At 63.9% G+C, this 17220-nt stretch carries 21 protein-coding genes and 1 riboswitch; of the genes, 13 read left to right on the top strand and 8 right to left on the bottom strand.

Annotated features, from left to right (window positions below; all coding sequences use genetic code 11):
* Positions 1-5: 5 nt before the first annotated feature.
* A riboswitch (SAM-SAH riboswitch) is annotated at positions 6-54 on the top strand.
* Between the two features lie 6 nt (positions 55-60).
* Positions 61-1227, top strand: a complete 1167-nt coding sequence (metK, locus tag HOY44_RS05755) for a methionine adenosyltransferase (protein ID WP_287433568.1) — start codon at positions 61-63, stop codon at positions 1225-1227.
* A gap of 158 nt (positions 1228-1385) precedes the next feature.
* Here the strand turns inward: metK and HOY44_RS05760 are convergent, their stop codons facing one another.
* A complete protein-coding gene (locus HOY44_RS05760) occupies positions 1386-1814 on the bottom strand; it encodes a DoxX family protein (protein ID WP_287433570.1) in 429 nt (142 codons plus the stop codon).
* A 146-nt stretch (positions 1815-1960) separates the two neighbouring features.
* Between HOY44_RS05760 and trmB the strand changes: the two genes are divergently transcribed.
* Complete coding sequence (trmB, locus tag HOY44_RS05765) at positions 1961-2674, top strand: tRNA (guanine(46)-N(7))-methyltransferase TrmB (protein ID WP_287433572.1); 714 nt, start codon at positions 1961-1963, stop codon at positions 2672-2674.
* A 9-nt stretch (positions 2675-2683) separates the two neighbouring features.
* Here the strand turns inward: trmB and HOY44_RS05770 are convergent, their stop codons facing one another.
* On the bottom strand, positions 2684-3310 hold the full coding sequence (locus HOY44_RS05770) for a hypothetical protein (RefSeq protein ID WP_287433574.1): 627 nt from the start codon (positions 3308-3310) through the stop codon (positions 2684-2686).
* A gap of 190 nt (positions 3311-3500) precedes the next feature.
* Here HOY44_RS05770 and HOY44_RS05775 point away from each other — a divergent pair, with 190 nt between their 5' ends.
* From HOY44_RS05775 to HOY44_RS05800, 6 genes are read left to right on the top strand one after another with little or no spacing between them, the layout of a single operon-like run.
* Complete coding sequence (locus tag HOY44_RS05775; protein ID WP_287433576.1) at positions 3501-4289, top strand: hypothetical protein; 789 nt, start codon at positions 3501-3503, stop codon at positions 4287-4289.
* A 56-nt stretch (positions 4290-4345) separates the two neighbouring features.
* Positions 4346-5035 carry a haloacid dehalogenase type II gene (locus HOY44_RS05780; RefSeq protein WP_287433578.1) on the top strand — a complete coding sequence of 230 codons (690 nt, stop codon included), beginning with the start codon at positions 4346-4348 and terminating at the stop codon, positions 5033-5035.
* The gene (locus tag HOY44_RS05785; protein WP_287433580.1) at positions 5035-5865 is read left to right on the top strand and encodes an alpha/beta fold hydrolase; all 831 of its coding nucleotides are present in this window, start codon (positions 5035-5037) and stop codon (positions 5863-5865) included. The genes HOY44_RS05780 and HOY44_RS05785 overlap by 1 nt, the downstream gene beginning before the upstream one ends.
* Positions 5862-6830 carry a threonine ammonia-lyase gene (locus tag HOY44_RS05790; RefSeq protein ID WP_287434726.1) on the top strand — a complete coding sequence of 323 codons (969 nt, stop codon included), beginning with the start codon at positions 5862-5864 and terminating at the stop codon, positions 6828-6830. The genes HOY44_RS05785 and HOY44_RS05790 overlap by 4 nt, the downstream gene beginning before the upstream one ends.
* A gap of 12 nt (positions 6831-6842) precedes the next feature.
* Positions 6843-8057, top strand: coding sequence for an endonuclease/exonuclease/phosphatase family protein (locus HOY44_RS05795; RefSeq protein ID WP_287434727.1), 1215 nt, complete (start codon positions 6843-6845; stop codon positions 8055-8057).
* Between the two features lie 3 nt (positions 8058-8060).
* Positions 8061-8504: a low molecular weight protein-tyrosine-phosphatase gene (locus tag HOY44_RS05800; protein WP_287433582.1), complete on the top strand. Its 444-nt coding sequence runs from the start codon at positions 8061-8063 to the stop codon at positions 8502-8504.
* On the opposite strand, the gene HOY44_RS05805 is transcribed toward HOY44_RS05800, so the two are convergent.
* Both HOY44_RS05805 and HOY44_RS05810 read right to left on the bottom strand, forming a co-directional pair.
* The gene (locus tag HOY44_RS05805) at positions 8501-8803 is read right to left on the bottom strand and encodes a hypothetical protein (RefSeq protein ID WP_287433583.1); all 303 of its coding nucleotides are present in this window, start codon (positions 8801-8803) and stop codon (positions 8501-8503) included. The genes HOY44_RS05800 and HOY44_RS05805 overlap by 4 nt on opposite strands.
* Before the next feature lie 84 nt (positions 8804-8887).
* On the bottom strand, positions 8888-9835 hold the full coding sequence (locus tag HOY44_RS05810; protein WP_287433584.1) for a 1-phosphofructokinase family hexose kinase: 948 nt from the start codon (positions 9833-9835) through the stop codon (positions 8888-8890).
* Positions 9836-9954: 119 nt separating this feature from the next.
* Here HOY44_RS05810 and HOY44_RS05815 point away from each other — a divergent pair, with 119 nt between their 5' ends.
* Entirely contained in the window at positions 9955-11160 is a 1206-nt protein-coding gene (locus HOY44_RS05815) for a glycerophosphodiester phosphodiesterase family protein (protein ID WP_287433586.1), read from the top strand.
* A gap of 97 nt (positions 11161-11257) precedes the next feature.
* On the opposite strand, the gene HOY44_RS05820 is transcribed toward HOY44_RS05815, so the two are convergent.
* Complete coding sequence (locus tag HOY44_RS05820; protein WP_287433588.1) at positions 11258-11485, bottom strand: DUF2061 domain-containing protein; 228 nt, start codon at positions 11483-11485, stop codon at positions 11258-11260.
* A 119-nt stretch (positions 11486-11604) separates the two neighbouring features.
* Here HOY44_RS05820 and HOY44_RS05825 point away from each other — a divergent pair, with 119 nt between their 5' ends.
* Entirely contained in the window at positions 11605-12444 is an 840-nt protein-coding gene (locus HOY44_RS05825; protein WP_287433590.1) for a helix-turn-helix domain-containing protein, read from the top strand.
* 7 nt (positions 12445-12451) lie between these two features.
* Here the strand turns inward: HOY44_RS05825 and HOY44_RS05830 are convergent, their stop codons facing one another.
* Together HOY44_RS05830 and HOY44_RS05835 are read right to left on the bottom strand one after the other, a co-directional pair.
* Positions 12452-12610, bottom strand: coding sequence for a hypothetical protein (locus HOY44_RS05830; protein ID WP_171042862.1), 159 nt, complete (start codon positions 12608-12610; stop codon positions 12452-12454).
* A 9-nt stretch (positions 12611-12619) separates the two neighbouring features.
* Positions 12620-12784, bottom strand: a complete 165-nt coding sequence (locus tag HOY44_RS05835) for a glycine zipper domain-containing protein (protein ID WP_008334195.1) — start codon at positions 12782-12784, stop codon at positions 12620-12622.
* 124 nt (positions 12785-12908) lie between these two features.
* Here HOY44_RS05835 and lepA point away from each other — a divergent pair, with 124 nt between their 5' ends.
* Positions 12909-14708, top strand: coding sequence for a translation elongation factor 4 (gene lepA / locus HOY44_RS05840; RefSeq protein ID WP_287433596.1), 1800 nt, complete (start codon positions 12909-12911; stop codon positions 14706-14708).
* A 513-nt stretch (positions 14709-15221) separates the two neighbouring features.
* Here the strand turns inward: lepA and HOY44_RS05845 are convergent.
* A complete protein-coding gene (locus HOY44_RS05845) occupies positions 15222-15776 on the bottom strand; it encodes a hypothetical protein (RefSeq protein ID WP_287433597.1) in 555 nt (184 codons plus the stop codon).
* A 255-nt stretch (positions 15777-16031) separates the two neighbouring features.
* Between HOY44_RS05845 and HOY44_RS05850 the strand changes: the two genes are divergently transcribed.
* Positions 16032-16814 carry a LicD family protein gene (locus HOY44_RS05850; RefSeq protein WP_287433598.1) on the top strand — a complete coding sequence of 261 codons (783 nt, stop codon included), beginning with the start codon at positions 16032-16034 and terminating at the stop codon, positions 16812-16814.
* The gene (locus HOY44_RS05855; RefSeq protein WP_008334192.1) at positions 16787-17218 is read left to right on the top strand and encodes an FAD synthase family protein; all 432 of its coding nucleotides are present in this window, start codon (positions 16787-16789) and stop codon (positions 17216-17218) included. Before HOY44_RS05850 ends, HOY44_RS05855 begins: the two co-directional genes overlap by 28 nt.
* Positions 17219-17220: the final 2 nt, after the last annotated feature.

Here is a 17220-nt window from a genome sequence, read left to right on the forward strand (position 1 = left end):
TGACCCAACCGCCACAACGGCTTCCTGACGTGGCGGGGATATCATAACGGAGCACTTTTCATGGCACGATCCAACTACGTATTCACTTCGGAATCCGTTTCCGAGGGCCACCCGGATAAGGTCTGCGACCGGATTTCCGATGCGGTTCTCGACGCCTTCCTGTCCGAAGACCCCTATTCCCGCGTGGCCTGCGAAACCTTCGCGACCACCGACCGCGTCGTCATCGGCGGCGAGGTGCGCGGCCCCGCCAGCGTGATCGAACGCGTGGAAGAGATCGCGCGCGATTGCGTCAAGGACATCGGCTATGAACAGAAGGGCTTTCACTGGGCCAACATGAAGGTCGACAACTACCTTCACGCCCAGTCCGCCGACATCGCCCAGGGCGTCGACGCAGCCGACAACAAGGACGAGGGCGCGGGCGATCAGGGCATCATGTTCGGCTACGCGACGGACGAGACGACGGCGCTCATGCCCGCCCCGATCCTCTATGCCCACAAGATCCTCAAGCGTCTGGCCGATGCCCGCAAGAACGAAGGCGTGGTCCAGCTTGGCCCGGATGCCAAAAGCCAGCTTTCGGTGCGGTATGAAAACGGCCAGCCCGTCGCGGTGACCTCGCTCGTCCTGTCGACCCAGCACCTCGACGACACCATGACCTCCGACGACGTGCGCGCGCTCGTCACGCCTTACATCGAAGAGGTGCTGCCGGCCGAGTGGATCACGGACGAGACCGAATGGCACGTGAACCCGACCGGCAAGTTCGTCATCGGCGGGCCGGACGGCGACGCGGGCCTCACGGGCCGCAAGATCATCGTCGACACCTATGGCGGTGCGGCCCCCCACGGCGGCGGCGCCTTTTCGGGCAAAGACCCGACCAAGGTGGACCGCTCGGCGGCCTATGCCGCGCGCTACCTCGCCAAGAACGTGGTGGCGGCGGGCCTTGCCAAGAAATGCACGCTGCAACTGTCCTACGCCATCGGCGTCGCCAAACCGCTGTCGATCTACGTCGACACCTATGGCACGGGCACGGTGGACGAAGCCGCGATCGAAAAGGCGGCGGCCAAGGTGATGAACCTGACCCCGCGCGGCATCCGCGAACATCTCGGCATGAACCGCCCGATCTACCAGCGCACGGCGGCCTACGGCCACTTCGGCCGTCCGGCCGAGGACGACGGGGGCTTTTCGTGGGAAAAGACGGACCTCGTGGACGCGTTCAAAGCGGCGGTCTGACGAGCCCGATATGAATGACGCAAGGCCCCGGCACTATGCCGGGGCCTTTCATTTTGGCACTACCCGTCCTCTTCTTCGGTCTGAAAATACCTCGGAGGGGGTGTGGGGGAGGCTGCGCCTCCCCCACTCAGGTCGACCGGACGCAAGTCCGGGCGAAATCACTCGGCGGGTACGAGCCCAGCCTCTTTGCGCGACACCGACACGCGGCCCGGGCCGAACGCCACGACCATCAGCATCCCGCCCGCGATGGTCACGTTCTTCATGAACGAGATCACCTGACCCTGCGCGGCCATCGCATCCTCCATCCCGAAGGACGGGATCAGGTGGAACAGAAGCCCCGACACGACCGAGAACCCGGCGAGCAGAAAGGCCGCCAGACGCGCCTGAAAGCCCACGAGCAGCGCGATCCCGCCCACGACTTCGACGAGGATCACGATGGGCAGAAGGCCGGGGGCCACGCCCATCGCCTCCATATACCCTGCGGTCCCGGCGTATCCGGTGATTTTCTGAAGACCCGAGATGATGAACATCGCGGAGAGGAGAAGCCGGGCAAGAGGCGCGGCATAGGCGAGCGTTTGTGCGTTCATGGTTTCATTCCTTGACTGTTGGCCCGTCCGGGCGATGGCCAAGAGATGCATCAGCGCCGCTCCCTGCACCATTCTCCAATTTCATACACTTTATGTGCACACCAGCACATATTGATCCGCCTCCCGCCTGCGGGTATGCGCGGCGCATGAGCGAGACGAGACATCAGAGTGGCGCGCCGTGGCGCAATTTCTACGGACGGTTCAAGGCCAAGGGTCTGCGCGATAGCCAGGTCGCCTATCTCGAAGAAGACCTGCCGAAACTTTCCCCCGGCCCGGTTGGCTGGGACGAAAACCCGGAACGTGAAAACCTCGACCTCGCCAGCCTGTTCGGCGGGCGCGACGTCTGGCTCGAAATCGGCTTCGGCGGGGGCGAGCACCTTGTCCATCAGGGCGAGACCTATCCGAACGTCGGCCTGATCGGTTGCGAGCCTTTCGTGAACGGGGTCGCGATGATGCTGGGCAAGCTGCGCCAGTCCGAAGCGACGAACATCCGCGTCCACGCGGGCGATGCGCGCGACCTGTTCGACGTGCTGCCGGATGGTTCGATCTCGAAAGCGTTCCTGCTCTACCCGGACCCGTGGCCCAAGAAACGCCACCACCGCCGTCGCTTCGTGACGCCCGAGCACCTCGAACCGCTGCACCGCGTCCTGAAACCGGGGGCCGAGTTCCGCGTGGCCACCGATATTCCCGACTACGTGCGCCAGACGCTTGAAGAAGTGCCGAAGGCCGGGTTCGACTGGCAGGCCGAAGGCCCCGCCGACTGGCGCGAGCCTTGGGGCGACTGGCTGTCGACCCGCTACGAACAAAAGGCCCTGCGCGAAGGCCGCGTGCCGCATTACCTGACCTTCCGCCGGATCTGACCGGCTTCCCTAGTCCTGGTTCACATCCACGCGCACGGGCCGGTCGGCCCGCTTTCCCCCGGTGATCTGCGACCGGCTGTCGGCCCAGCGCGAGACGAAATCGCGCTCGTCGCCGTAGTCCATGAAGCCCGCGTAGTGGTCATGCGCCCCGTCCCAGCGTTCCGCGTGCTTGATCGGGCACCAATAGGCCTCGGTCCGCGCGGCGATTTCGCGGGCATAGGCGATGACGCCGTTTCCATATCCGCAATAGACGCAGTTCACCTTCTGCACCCAGTTGAGATAGGGCAGCCGGTGGCGGTCGACCTTCACATGGTCCCGCCGGCGCACTTTGGGGATGCCGTAGACCGGGAAGCAGACGTGCATGTAGACCGTGACGAACAGGTCCATCACAACGAAGGCGATGAGCACGGAATAGATCACCGGCGCGGTGATGACGTTGAGCGGCTTGATGCCGCGCACATATTCGGCGAACGCCTGTCTGGCGCGCCTCTGACGCCGCCGCACCTCGGCGTCGAAGATCAGCCGCCCTCGCTCCCATCGCCCGCCCAGCGCCTCGATCCGGCGCTCGTATTCGGCCTCGAGGGCTTCGCGGGTCTCGCGCGCATGGCTGCGCAGCATCTCTAGCCGTCTGGGCATGTCCGATCCTCCGATGCGTGGACAATGGGCACATTGACCCCCGTTTCGCGCCACCGCGCAATTGGAAACAATCAGTTTCGGCCTTAATCGTTGCCTGACCTGCCGCAATCCCGGCATAAGAAAGGCAGGGCCGCCCCGGATACGTCCCTCGTAATCTCTCCGGGCGGCCCCCTGTGAACGCCGGGGTCACATGACCTTTTTTCTGCTAAGCATGGTGTTGGTCGGCGCTACCGTGACGGTAGTGCGACCCGCCATGTACGCAGGCCGCAGACCCATTCCGCTGATCGGTGTCTCGGGCTCCCACGTCATCATTCTGGGCACGATCCTCGCCGCCATCGCGCTGACCTTCGACGTCGTGACGAGCGCCTCTTTGCTGATCGCGCTTACCATACACGAGCTTGGCATCGTGCTGGGTCACCGTCTTGCGGGCCACGCGGACGTGCGCTTTCGCCTCATCCCGATGCCCCGGTCCGGGCCGGTGTCGCGCGATCCGCATCTCACCGATCTCGAACATTTCTTCGTCGTGCTCATGGGCCCCGCGCTGGGCCTTGCCCCGATGGTGCTGGCCTTCGCCCTGTCCGACCTGTTCGCGGGCCACCCGCTGCAACACCTTTTCGGCACGCTGGCGCTGACGCTCGGCGCGTTCAACTTCATCGCGCTTCTGCCGATCTGGCCCTTGTCCGGCGGCACGCTGGTGCAACTGATGATGCGCCCCGGCTTTCTGCGCGTCTCGGCCCTGCCCGCGGCCTCGCTCTTCGCTGGAATGATCGGCATGTCGTGGGCCACGGATACGCCCGGCCTGTTCCTGATTTCGGTGATCGGCGCACTGGCCTATGCGATCCGCCCGCCGATCCCCAAGGAACGCCCGCCGATGCCCGGCCGCGCGCTCATGACGGCGATCCCGGCCTACCTCACCACCCTTTCGGCCTTCTTCCTCGGCGGCTGGTGGGTGCTGCTGGTCGTGACCGGGCAGTTCTGACCCCTTTCCCTCGCGCGGCACCCATGCAAGTCTCCCGCTCGAAACGGGAGGACATCATGGTCATTACCACCTGCATTTTCGACGCCTACGGCACGCTGTTCGACGTGTCCGCCGCCGCGCGGGAGGCTGCGGAGGAACCGGGGAACGAGGCGCTGGCCAAGGTCTGGCCCGCCCTCGCCGCCGACTGGCGCACGAAACAACTGCAATACACATGGCTGCGCGCGGTCACGGGCGAACACACCGATTTCTGGACCGTCACGCAGGACGGGCTGGACTGGGCACTCGACAAACAGGGGCTGCTCGGCGACGAGGCGCTGCGCGAACGCCTGCTGGCGCTGTATTGGGAGCTTTCGGCCTATCCGGAAGTGCCGGCGGTGCTCGCCGCGCTGAAAGAGGCGGGCTTTTCGACCGCGATCCTTTCCAACGGTTCCCCGGACATGCTGGACGGCGCCGTGCAGTCCGCGGGGATCGGCGATCTTCTCGACGATTGCCTGAGCGTCGAAAGCGTCGGCATCTTCAAACCGGCGGATGCGGTCTATGATCTCGTGAACAAACGCTTCGGCTGCGAAAACGAGCAGGTTCTGTTCGTCTCGTCGAACGGGTGGGATGCCTCGGCGGCCTGCGGATACGGCTTCTTCACGGCCTGGGTGAACCGCGCGGGCGAACCGATGGACCGGCTTGGTCACCCGCCGCACGAAATGCTCACCGATCTCACGACCATTCCCGACATCGCGAAGGCCATCTGATGACCGAGGTTCAGCACTTCACGACGCCTGACGGGCTGTCCATCGCCTATACCGACGAGGGCGAAGGGCTGCCCCTGATCGCCTTGTCCGGCCTCACCCGGAACCATCGCGATTTCGATTTCGTCGCGCCGCACCTGAAGAATGTGCGCCTGATCCGCATGGATTATCGCGGGCGCGGGCAAAGCGACCGGGCCGATTGGTCGACCTATACCGTGCCTGCCGAGGCGGGTGACGTTCTGGCCCTGATGGCGCATCTGGGGATCGACAAGGCGGCTTTTCTGGGCACGTCGCGCGGTGGCCTGATCTCGATGGTGATCGCCGCGACGCAGGCCGACCGGGTGCTGGGCGTCTGCCTGAACGATGTCGGCCCCGTGGTGGATCGCGAAGGGCTGAAGGTTATCGACGGCTACATCGGGCGCAAACCCAAAGCCGCCACGCTGGACGAAATGGCCACGATCCGGGCGCAGACGGTCAACGGGTTCGAAGACGTCCCCGCGTCCCGTTGGCGCGAAGAAGCGGAGCGGTCCTACGTCGAAACCGACGATGGCCTCGACATTCGGTACGATCCCGCCCTGCGTGAAAGTTTCCTCGCCGCGATGATTGCGGAGATGCCGGACCTCTGGCCGCTCTTCATGGCTCTGGCCGCAAAACCGCTCGCCGTCATTCGCGGCGCCGGGTCCGACGTGCTGACCGCCGAGACCGCAGCCGAAATGCGAAAACGCATCCCCGAAATGCGCTACGCCGAAGTGCCGGGGCGCGGCCATGCGCCGTTTCTGGACGAACCGGAGGCGGTCGAAACGATCAACGCGTGGCTGGACGACTGCCGATGAACCTCGACATGATCCGGGCGGCGGCGATCCGCATTCACGGCCATGCCCGCGTGACACCGCTTCTTTATTCTCCGTTTCTCGACGAGATCGCGGGAAAGCGTATTCTGGTCAAAGCCGAATGCCTTCAGGTCACCGGCAGCTTCAAGTATCGCGGCGGACGCTCGGCGGTGTCCTCGATTCACCCCGAAGTGCGCAAGAAAGGGGTCATCGCGTTTTCCTCGGGCAACCATGCGCAGGGTGTCGCGCAGGCAGCACGGGATTTCGGCGTGCCTGCGGTGATCGTGATGCCGTCGGACGCGCCGCGGCTGAAGCTTGAAAACACCCGCGCGCTGGGGGCCGAGGTCGTGACCTATGACCGCGCGACGGAAGACCGCGACGCGATCGGCGCGGCTTTGGCCGAGGAACGCGGGCTGACGCTCATCAAACCGTTCGACGAGCCCGAGGTGATCGCGGGCCAGGGCACCGTGGGGGTTGAGATCGCGGCGCAGGCCAAGGCGCTTGGCGTCACGGAAGCCGAAGTCCTGATCCCCTGCGGGGGTGGCGGGCTGACCTCCGGCACGGCCATCGCGCTCAACGCCGAAGCACCCGGAATGCGGGTCAGGCCGGTCGAGCCGGAGGGGTTCGACGACGTGGCACGGTCGCTCGCCGCCGGCAGCATCCAGCGCAACCCGGCGCTCACCGGCTCGATCTGCGACGCGATCATCACGCCCGCACCAGGGCAACTGACTTTCCCGATCATGCACGCGCTTTGCGGACCCGGCCTCGCCGTGCCCGATGCCGACGCTTTGCGTGCCATGGCACATGCCTTCCTTCGGCTGAAGATCGTGGTGGAACCCGGCGGCGCCGTTGCGCTGGCCGCCGCGCTGTTCCATGCGCGCGAGACCGAGGCCGACACGCTGATCGTCGTCGCCTCCGGTGGCAACGTGGACCCGACGAGTTTCGCCCAAGCCCTCGACACCCTCTGACACAGGGAGCCCCTGATGGAGTTCACCCTCGCATCCTTCAACGTCAAGAACCTGATCGGGCCGGACAAGGAGTATTACGAGTTCCAGTCCTACACGCCCGAGGAATTCGCGTGGAAGCGCGACTGGATGGCAAGCCAGCTTGTCGATCTGGATGCCGATGTGATCGGGTTTCAGGAGATTTTCGAAGAGGAACCGCTGCGCGAGGTGATCGCGGAGGCTTCCGACCGGGCGCGCACGTTGAACGACGCGGTGATCCCGTCGAAGGGCAAGGCGTATCATCGCAAGGTCATTTTCCGGAAACTGGGGGTGGAGCCTTATGACGACGCCGCGCTGGCCTTTGCCCGCAATGCCGCCGACACGGGGCAGCCCGGCAAGCGCCGCCCCGGTGTGGCGGTCCTGTCGCGCTTCGGCTTCGTGGGGGAACCGGAGGTCATTCAGGATTTCACCACGCCCCTGACCATCCCGTTCCAACCCCTGCGCGGTCTGGACGGCGACCTCGACGCCGGAGCGTTCACCCTGCGCCGCTTGTCGCGCCCGATCCTCAAGGTTCGAATTCCGGTTGGGGATCAGGTCATTACCCTCTTCAACTGCCACCTGAAGTCGAAATTGGGCGAGTTCATCAGGCCCGAAGGCGCGGACTTCGCCCCGGAAGAAGACCTTGTTCATTACGATCCCGTGGGCCGCGCGATGGGGTCCATGCGCGCCGCCGTGCGCCGCATGGCCGAAGCATGGGTGCTGCGGCGTGAGATTGTGGCGGAGCTGGCCAAGGGCCATCCGGTCGCCGTTATGGGCGACTTCAACGACGGTGAACATGCGGTGAGCTCCGAGATCGTCTCGGGCGAGGTGCCGTTCCGCAACTACCAGTGGATGCTGCGCCACGACGCCGAAAGCTATTCCGACCGTTATTCGGCGGAGGAAGCCGCGACCATCAAGGAACAGGTGGAGCGCAACCGCCTGCACGCCGCCGAGGGGCTGTTCGTGCGTAAATCCTTGCGCGACATGGTCTATACCACCGCCTTCGCGGGGGTGTTCGAAAGCATCGACCAGATTTACCTCAGCCGCCACTTCCACCCGGATTACGACAAGCGGATCGCGGATATGGAGTATTTCTCGGTGCTGAACGACCACATCACCGACGGCTCGCACCCCGAAGCCCCCTACAACAAACTCGCTTCGGACCACGGGCAGATCAAGGCGCACCTCAGGCTGCGCGACGGTGAGGACTGAGCCGTGACCACGCGTATCCTGTTCGTCTGTCTCGGCAACATCTGCCGCTCGCCCACCGCCGAAGGCGTCGCGCGCAAGATGGGCGCGGACCATGACCTGACCTTCGACAGCGCGGGCACGTCCGGCTGGCATATCGGCGAGCCACCCTATGGCGATATGCAGCGCGCGACGCGCAGGCGCGGCTACGACCTGTCACCGCTCAGGGCCCGCCAGTTCGATGCGGCCGACTTCGACACTTTCGACCTGATCCTCGCGATGGACGCGGAGAACCTGCGCGACATCGAACGGAAGCGCCCACCCGGCAACACGACGCCCGTGCGCCTGTTCACCGACTATGCACCCGAGACGGGCATGGATCACGTGCCCGACCCCTATTACACCCGCGCGTTCGACGAGACGCTCGACCTTGTCGAAGCCTGCACCAAGGGATTGCTGAAGGCGATCTAACCGCAGCTTTTCGCTGCGATCACGCCGTAATCCTTCCACTTGCGCCAAAAGGCGCCGTCGTTTGCATCCGCGCTCTGGCGCGTCTCTTGGCTTTTGTGCGGGTCCGCGAAGAACGCGGCGCCCTTGCGCTGCTCATGCGGGGCGAGCAGCTGATCGGCCACGCCCTGAATGCAGTTGCACAGAACCGAAGAGGCCGCCGTGCGACCCGATTTCATGCAGGCGCTTTCGATGATGCCCGCCGCCGAGGCCGGGGCGGCCAGCACGAGCGCGAGGCCCGCGCCGAGAATGATGCGTTTCATGGTCGATCCCTGACTGTCGAAACACCGTTGTCCAATGGGCGCGGAAGGTAGCACGCTTTGGTGGTTTGCGAAACAGTCACGCTGTCACAGGGGCGTCAGGGTGGCGGTGCGCGCCAAGGCCTCGACATCTTCGCGCCGGCACAGCGCAGTCGCATCCGTCATCACGGCGGCCGAGGCCGCCGCGCAGCCCTGCACCAGCGCGGCCTCGGGCGCCGCTCCGCGCGACAGGGCCAGCGTGAAGGCCCCCACGAAGCTGTCGCCCGCGCCGACCTTGGACTTCACCGGAACGTCGATGGTATTGGCGTGCCAGCGCCCCTGCGCGGTCGCCAGAACCGACCCGTCCGCCCCAAGCGCCAGCACCACGACCTCGGCGATCCCGCCCACGATCAGGGATTGCGCGAAATCCGCGACTTCTTCGCGGGTGACGAGCCTTCGTCCCGCCAGTTCGGCGCTCTCGGCCCCGTCGAGCCTGAGCACGTGATGGCGGGCATGGCCGACCCCCAGAAGCGCGCGCAGCGGCGGGCCGGAGGTGTCGAGGATGAGCCGCGCCCCCACCGCTTCGATCTCGGCGGCCAGTCCGGTGGGGAAATGCACCGGGACGCCGGGCGGCTGGCTGCCCGACAGAACCACGAAACCGTCCCGTGGCGCGGCCGCGACGATGGCCCGGATCGCGGCCTCGGCCAGATCCGGCGACCAGCGCGGCCCCGGCATGACGAACCGGAACTGCTCGCCCGTGCCCTCGTCGGTCACGGCGAGCGACTGGCGCGTGTCGCCGGGAATGTCGAACACCACCGGGTCGAGCGGTTCGTCCTCCAGAAGATCGCGAAACTGCGCACCCGTATGCCCCGCCAGCGCGACGAAGGCCCCGGCCCGCCCGCCAAGCTCGCCGATGGCGCGCGCGACGTTGACGCCGCCGCCGCCGGTGTCGAGCGACGGCATGGCGCAGCGCAGCTTGTCCTCGGGCCGCACCCTGTCGACCGAGGTCGACACGTCCAGCGCGGGGTTCAACGTCACGGTGAGAATGCCTGTCATGGCCAGACGCTAGCCGCCCCCGGAGGGACTGTCACCAAGGTTTCGCGAAACCGTCATGCCCCGGTTTCAAGCCCGCCCATTCTATGCGCACCGGACACGTCAAAAGGGAGTATTCCGACATGACCCGCACGCTCACCCTCGCCCTCGCCGGCACCATGCTGGCAGGCGCCGCCATCGCCGCCCCCATCGAACTGGGCCCCCGCCCCTACTACCTCATCGACCGGATGGAAGAGGGCGCGCTCAAGGACAAGCTCATGGCCTGTCAGGACATGGACATGACCGCGCAGAAATTCTCGATCGGCCACCGTGGCGCACCGCTCATGTTCCCCGAGCACACGGTGGAATCGAACCGCGCCGCCGCGCGGATGGGGGCCGGTATCCTCGAATGCGACGTGACCTTTACGGCCGACAAGGAACTCGTCTGCCGTCACGCGCAGAACGACCTGCACACCACGACCGACATCCTTGCCACGGACCTCGGCGCGAAGTGCACCACGCCGTTCGTCGGTGCCGACGGCGACACCCCCGCCGCCGCCGAATGCCGCACCTCGGACATCACGCTGGCCGAGTTCCGCACGCTGATTGGCAAGATGGATGCCGCGAACCCGGCGGGCGAAACCGTCGAGGCCTATTTGGACGGCACCGCCGGCTGGCGCACCGACCTTTACGCGGCCATGGGCGGCACGCTGATGACCCATGCCGAGTCGATCGCCCTGTTCGACGAGTTGGGCGCCGACTTCACGCCCGAGCTGAAATCGCCGTCGGTCGAAATGCCCTTCGACGGGTTCACGCAGGCCGACTACGCCCAGAAGATGATCGACGAATACAAGGACGCGGGCATCGCGCCGAACCGCGTCTGGCCGCAATCCTTCAACCTCGACGACGTGCTCTACTGGATCGAGAACGAACCGGAGTTCGGTGAACAGGCGGTGTATCTGGTCGAATGGTCCGAGGGCTTCGACGAGCAGAACGCCGAGACGTGGAACGAGGATTTCGCGGCGCTGGTGGATCAGGGCGTCAACTACCTCGCCCCGTCGATCAACATGCTGGTCACGGTGAAGGACGGCGAAATCGCCGCGTCGGAGTATGCGCTGGCGGCGAAGGACGCTGGCCTGAACCTTATCACGTGGACGCTGGAGCGCTCCGGCCCGCTCACCACCGGTGGCGGCTGGTATTACCAGTCTGTCGCCGAGGCCGTGGATAACGACGCCGACTATTTCACCGTGCTCGACGTGCTGGCGCAGGACGTGGGCGTGGACGGCGTGTTCTCGGACTGGCCCGCGACCGTCACCTACTACGCAAACTGCATGGCGCAGGGCATGTAAGCGGTTTCGCCGCGGGCAAGCCCGCGGCGATCCATGCGAGGGGGCGCTGCCCCCTCGCGCTCCCCCGAGGTTTTTGGAAACAGAGAAGAGGCGCGGCTCAGGTCGCGCTTTTGTCGTTTTGTGGGAAGATGCGGCCCCAGTGGATGCGGGACCAGAGCCGTTCGTGGGCTGCGTAGCAGACGAAGCCGACGAGCGCCGACGTGAGGGCGAGCGCCCCGCCTGCGGTGAGCGATCCGGTGGCGACATAGCCGAGAACGGTGGTCGTGACGAGGCCGAGCAATTGCCATGTGATCGCTTTCGCGACTGTGCGGCGCGCGGTGTCCATCCGAGGCTCCCGTTCGTTTTGGCGTTGCGTGGGAACGGCTTATCGGCTGGACGGGTGGGCGCGAAGTCTGTTACCCGTAAACTGAACCGGCCATTTGTTTATAATAGACAACATCGCTTATGAAAATCGACAAGCGCGACCGTGCGAGCCTGTTCCGTGAACGCCTGCTGTCGGCGATGACCCTCGCGGGGGCCAGCCGCGCCGGGATCGCCCGTGCGACGGGCGTGAATCGGTCCACGATATCGCAGGTTCTGGATTCCGAGGCCGCACGCCTGCCCTCGGCCCAGCTGACCGCCGACCTGGCGCAGCAACTGGGCGTGTCGACCGACTGGCTGCTGGGGCTCACCGACCGGCCCGAACGGCCCGGCGACGCCATCGCGGCGGCCATGCAGATGACCGAGGCCGACCGCACCCCCGCCGACGAACAGCTTCTCGACTGGTATCGCGAGGCGGCTGGGTACAAGGTGCGCCACGTGCCCGCGACCCTGCCCGATATGCTCAAGACCGAGGATGTGCTGCGCTGGGAATACGCGGATTTCCTGTCGAAGACGTCGGATCAGGCGATTTCCGCGATGCGCGAGCGGCTGGATTTCCTGCGCGCCCGGTCATCCGATCATGAGATCGCCCTGCCCGTTCAGGAGGTGACGGCGCTGGCCGCAGGCGAAGGCTATTATCGGGGGCTGGAGGCGGGCGCGCGACAGGCGCAGATCGACCATCTGATCGCGCTTCACGAGGAGTATTTTCCCAGCCTGCGGGTGTTCCTGTATGACGCGCGGCGCGTGTTTTCGGCACCCCTGACGGTCTATGGACCGTTGATCGGGGTCATCTACGTCGGGCGCTTCTACCTCGCCTTTCGCGAATCCTCGCGTCTGCGGTCGCTGACCGAGCACTTCGACTGGTTGGTGCGCGAGGCGGAGGTGGATGCGCGCGATTTCGGGCGGTATCTGGCGCAGCTGTGAGCCGAAATCAGGTCTCGTCGTCGTCCTTCGTGCGGCCGGACAGCGCCGCGCCGATAGCGGCGCCCATACCGGCCCCGATCGCGATGCCCGCGCCGACATTGTCCATCGCCACGCCGATGGCCGTGCCGATCCCGATGCCCAGCGCGATGGCGGCCCCCATGTTCATGGCGGTTCCCTAGCCCCGGTCCATCCGGCTGCGTAGGCCACTGGCGACCGCGCCGATGGCGGCACCCAGCGCCACGCCCCAGGCGGCCCCCTCGGCCGCAGCCCCGGTGGCCGCCCCGAACGACGCACCGATGGCGATGCCCAAGGCGACGCAGATACCCATGTTCAGCCTCATGCCGGCCTCCTTTCACAGTAAAAGCATATCTGTCACGTAACATATCCGGGCCTTGCAAACAAAACCCGCCAGCACGATTTTGCCCACTTCCACGCCTGTCGGAAGGGTGTTATCTCCCACCGCCATGACTGACCTCGCTCACATCCGCAATTTCTCCATCGTCGCCCATATCGACCACGGGAAATCCACACTTGCCGACCGCTTGATCCAGGCCACGAACACCGTGCCGGATCGCGACATGAAAGAGCAGTTGCTCGACGCCATGGATATCGAGCGCGAGCGGGGCATCACCATCAAGGCAAACACCGTGCGCATCGAATACGACGCGCTCGACGGCCAGTCCTATGTGCTGAACCTGATCGACACGCCCGGTCACGTCGACTTCGCCTATGAGGTCAGCCGGTCCATGCGCGCGGTCGAAGGCTCGCTGCTGGTCGTGGACTCGACCCAAGGGGTCGAGGCGCAGACACTGGCCAACGTCTATCAGGCGATCGACGCGGATCATGAAATCGTGCCGGTCTTCAACAAGATCGACCTGCCCGCATCCGACATTTCGCGGGTGGCCGAACAGGTCGAGGACGTGATCGGGATCGACGCCTCGGGCGCGATTGCAGTGTCGGCCAAGACCGGCGAGGGCATCCGCGAGGTGCTGGAAGCCATCGTGCACCGCCTGCCCGCCCCCACGGGCGACGCCGACGCACCGCTCAAGGCCATGCTGGTCGACAGTTGGTATGACCCCTATCTGGGCGTCGTCGTGCTGGTGCGCATCATGGACGGCAAAATGAAGAAGAACGACCGCGTCATGTTCATGCAGAACGGCACGGTTCACCAGATCGACAAGATCGGCGTGTTCCGCCCCAAGATGCAGGACGTGAAGGAGCTTGGACCGGGCGAGATCGGCTTTATCACCGCGTCGATCAAACAGGTGCGCGACACCAAGGTCGGCGACACGATCACGCATGAGAAGAAGGGGTGCGAAAAGCCTCTGCCCGGCTTCAACCCGTCGATCCCGGTGGTGTTCTGCGGCCTGTTCCCCGTGGATTCGGCGGAGTTCGAGGATCTGCGCGACGCGATCGAGAAACTCGCCCTGAACGACGCCTCGTTCAGCTACGAGATGGAGACCTCGGCCGCGCTCGGCTTCGGGTTCCGCTGTGGTTTCCTTGGTCTCCTTCATCTGGAAGTCGTGCGTGACCGGCTGGAACGCGAATACGACATCGAACTCATCACCACCGCGCCCTCGGTGGTTTACAACATCTACATGAAGGACGGGACGATGCAGGAGTTGCACAACCCGGCCGACATGCCCGACCTGACCTATGTCGACCACGTCGAGGAACCGCGCATCAAGGCGACGATCATGGTCCCGGACGAGTTTCTGGGGGACGTGCTGAAACTCTGCCAGGACCGTCGTGGCATCCAGCTCGACCTCACCTACGCCGGGTCACGCGCGATGGTGGTCTATGACCTGCCGCTGAACGAAGTGGTCTTCGACTTCTACGATAGGCTGAAATCGGTAACGAAAGGTTACGCGAGCTTCGACTATTCGATCGAGGGCTACCGGCAGGACAACCTCGTCAAGATGCAGATCCTTGTGAACGACGAACCCGTCGACGCGCTGTCGATGATGGTCCACCGCGACCGCGCCGAAATGCGCGGCCGGGCGATGTGCGAGAAACTCAAAGACCTGATCCCGCGCCACATGTTCAAGATCCCGATCCAGGCGGCCATCGGCGGCAAGGTCATCGCGCGAGAGACGCTTTCGGCGCTGCGCAAGGACGTGACGGCCAAGTGCTATGGCGGCGACGCGACCCGGAAGAAAAAGCTGCTGGAGAAGCAGAAGGCCGGTAAGAAGAAGATGCGCCAGTTCGGGAAAGTGGAGATCCCGCAGGAGGCGTTTATCTCGGCTTTGAAGATGGATGGGTGATGTCAGCCCCGCTCGACTTTTCATTTTGCATAATTATGCTGTAGTTTGGTTCGCTTGATCCTTTTATGCCACTAGACCACAAAATCGAGGGATCGCCGAAGTAAAAATTATGACGCATACCGTCCTCTTCGTAATAGCCAACCCATTCGGATTCCGAGACCTTTTCCACCTCTAGCACGTTGGATATAAATTCTAGGTTTGAATTATATATGTCGGCCCCCAAGTAATCATCCGGAGAGGCCATTTTTTCAGGGCTATTGTATGTCTGGCCACAGCGAGCAGTCGTGCTTCTAACGGGACTAACGTCTACCGTCCTCCGCTCCATGCTGTTGCAGTACTCTATCACTAGGTAATCTTGAGAAACCTCAACAATTCGAGCATATCTTCTAGGTAAGTCTGAATGCACATAGATTGTGTCGTTTACGCTGAAGCCAACCTCGGACATACCAAGATCAGACACCTCGGAATTTTGCCCCTTCGCAACTACCGGTAGCAGCGTCAACGACATCAAGACTATTGAATAAACGCACCAGTAACCGAAGTTTCCTCGCGGGGAACTCGTATCACCCATCTTTCACCTTCAGCACCTGTGTCACCGTAAAGATAATACGTGGAAGACGTCGCCACCACAAGCCGAGGCAAGACGTTCGCCGGAAAAGCAATCCCAGAAAACTCTGGATCATCTGAAATCTCGTAGAATTGAGGAAGTGTCGCGAGAGCCTTCCTGCCTTCAACTACTCCGAGATCGTAAGCTTTGGATAAAGCGTAAACTAGCCATAGAGAGAAAACACCAGCACTCAAGATGATTAGGCTAGGTACGATTCTTTTCGCATCGTGTCCCACAAAGAATAACACAAGTATGAACACTCCTACGCTTAATGCGACAAAAAATGGTTCAAGAGTCCTACTCATAGGCGCGGCAGCGCCGCGTGCAACCTGCTCCAAAGACAAACTTAGTTCGGACAAATTGATACCGAAAAAGTCATAATACCCAGATAGGAACTGGGCACCGGTAGCGTACACAACCGCAAACGAAACCGGCACCAGTGCCAAGAAAATGTCTTTCATTTGCCGCTCCTTTGCATTCCCTTCAAACCTACCATTTTTTGGTTAATGCATGTTTAGCGCCGCGCACTCCCGGATAGCACTTTCTTTCCACTTGAGACCGTCAACGCCTAGGTTATGGATCAATCTACCAGCAACACCTGTGTTGCGCAGCAACTCAAAAGACAGAGCGGATTGTCCTTCATGCGGTGTGCCACTTAGGGGTTGGCCTCATAACGCTAAACCGTCCATGCTGTACGAGAAGGGACAACCCACACCGTGAACCTGCAACTCGTCATCAAGCACCGGGTGGGCGTCCGGATGGAGCGGTTGGGCGCAGATGAGCGGCCCCGGTTTCGTATGCTCTCAGACCATTGGGAGGCGGCGTTGGCGACACTTGGCGACCTCTCCCGCACACTCGACAAGGCGGGGGTCGCGCATTTCGTGTCGGACGGCACGCTCCTCGGCCTGATCCGGGACGCGGGCTTCATTCCCGGCGACAACGACATCGACGTGAAGCTGCCGCTGGAGGCCCTGACCCCCGACCTTGTCGCCACGCTGGCGTGTGCCGGGTTCGTGCCGTTCCGCCAGATCTTCGTGCAGAACAGGCTGGTCAATGTCGGCGTCTCCCGCGACAGCTTTCACATCGATATTGCGGGACTTTATTGCGAGGACGGCACGGCGTTCTACGACCAGCCGATGCTGCATTCGACCGGGTGTTTTCGCAACGGCTTCCTCACCTACGGGTTTCCGCACACGGGCCGGGAACGGTTCACCGTGGGTGGGGTCAGGCTCTGGCGTCCGAGCGCGCCCGAGCGGATACTCGGTGCCTTCTACGGCCCCGGCTGGCGCGTGCACGTCACCCATTGGGACCATTTCTTCAGCCCGCCCGGCCTTGTCCGGGCCACCGGCGCGCCCGAATTTCTGCGCCGTGTCGCGGGGCGCTGGACCGAGGCGCAGGGTGCGGGCGACGGGCCGCCGCCGATGCCCCCCGCCGACCCGATGCCGCCGCTCGAAATCAAGGAGAGACGAGGATGGCGAAACCGCATTCCGTGGTTCTGACCACAGGGGTCTTCGACCTCATGCACTCCAACCACCTCGCCGCGCTGCGCGAGGCCAAGGCATTCGGCGACCACCTGATCGTGGGCGTCCATGTCGATACCGTCGTCGAAAGCTACAAGCGCACGCCGATCCTGCCCGCCGAGGAACGGCTGAAACAGGTTCAGGCGGTGCGCTGGGTCGATGAGGCCTATATCGACCCGCTGCCGGAAGTCGCGGACAGCTATGAGGCGCGGTATCAGCGGTTCCGCCCCGATCATTTCGTCTATTTCGGCGAGGGGTTCGAAGAGGCGTTCGAGCCGATGACACGGCGCGGGTTGCTTCGGCGGCTGCCCTATCACGAGGGCATCTCGACCTCGCAGATCATCGAAACGGTGCGGCGGCGTCTGGCGGACGGGACACTCTGACG

The sequence above is a fragment of the Maritimibacter sp. genome (genome assembly GCF_016774595.1).
GTDB lineage: Bacteria > Pseudomonadota > Alphaproteobacteria > Rhodobacterales > Rhodobacteraceae > Maritimibacter > Maritimibacter alkaliphilus.

Excerpts from the sequence above, each read along its gene's own strand:
- trmB (WP_287433572.1), top strand. The coding sequence starts at position 1,961 with ATGAGCGAGACGAGACATCAGAGTGGCGCGCCGTGGCGCAATTTCTAC.
- metK (WP_287433568.1), top strand. The coding sequence starts at position 61 with ATGGCACGATCCAACTACGTATTCACTTCGGAATCCGTTTCCGAGGGC.
- HOY44_RS05790 (WP_287434726.1), top strand. The coding sequence starts at position 5,862 with ATGAACCTCGACATGATCCGGGCGGCGGCGATCCGCATTCACGGCCAT.
- HOY44_RS05810 (WP_287433584.1), bottom strand. The coding sequence starts at position 9,835 with ATGACAGGCATTCTCACCGTGACGTTGAACCCCGCGCTGGACGTGTCG.
- HOY44_RS05835 (WP_008334195.1), bottom strand. The coding sequence starts at position 12,784 with ATGAGGCTGAACATGGGTATCTGCGTCGCCTTGGGCATCGCCATCGGT.
- HOY44_RS05785 (WP_287433580.1), top strand. The coding sequence starts at position 5,035 with ATGACCGAGGTTCAGCACTTCACGACGCCTGACGGGCTGTCCATCGCC.
- HOY44_RS05760 (WP_287433570.1), bottom strand. The coding sequence starts at position 1,814 with ATGAACGCACAAACGCTCGCCTATGCCGCGCCTCTTGCCCGGCTTCTC.
- HOY44_RS05855 (WP_008334192.1), top strand. The coding sequence starts at position 16,787 with ATGGCGAAACCGCATTCCGTGGTTCTGACCACAGGGGTCTTCGACCTC.
- HOY44_RS05820 (WP_287433588.1), bottom strand. The coding sequence starts at position 11,485 with ATGGACACCGCGCGCCGCACAGTCGCGAAAGCGATCACATGGCAATTG.
- HOY44_RS05845 (WP_287433597.1), bottom strand. The coding sequence starts at position 15,776 with ATGAAAGACATTTTCTTGGCACTGGTGCCGGTTTCGTTTGCGGTTGTG.
- lepA (WP_287433596.1), top strand. The coding sequence starts at position 12,909 with ATGACTGACCTCGCTCACATCCGCAATTTCTCCATCGTCGCCCATATC.
- HOY44_RS05770 (WP_287433574.1), bottom strand. The coding sequence starts at position 3,310 with ATGCCCAGACGGCTAGAGATGCTGCGCAGCCATGCGCGCGAGACCCGC.
- HOY44_RS05830 (WP_171042862.1), bottom strand. The coding sequence starts at position 12,610 with ATGAACATGGGGGCCGCCATCGCGCTGGGCATCGGGATCGGCACGGCC.
- HOY44_RS05780 (WP_287433578.1), top strand. The coding sequence starts at position 4,346 with ATGGTCATTACCACCTGCATTTTCGACGCCTACGGCACGCTGTTCGAC.
- HOY44_RS05805 (WP_287433583.1), bottom strand. The coding sequence starts at position 8,803 with ATGAAACGCATCATTCTCGGCGCGGGCCTCGCGCTCGTGCTGGCCGCC.
- HOY44_RS05815 (WP_287433586.1), top strand. The coding sequence starts at position 9,955 with ATGACCCGCACGCTCACCCTCGCCCTCGCCGGCACCATGCTGGCAGGC.
- HOY44_RS05775 (WP_287433576.1), top strand. The coding sequence starts at position 3,501 with ATGACCTTTTTTCTGCTAAGCATGGTGTTGGTCGGCGCTACCGTGACG.
- HOY44_RS05825 (WP_287433590.1), top strand. The coding sequence starts at position 11,605 with ATGAAAATCGACAAGCGCGACCGTGCGAGCCTGTTCCGTGAACGCCTG.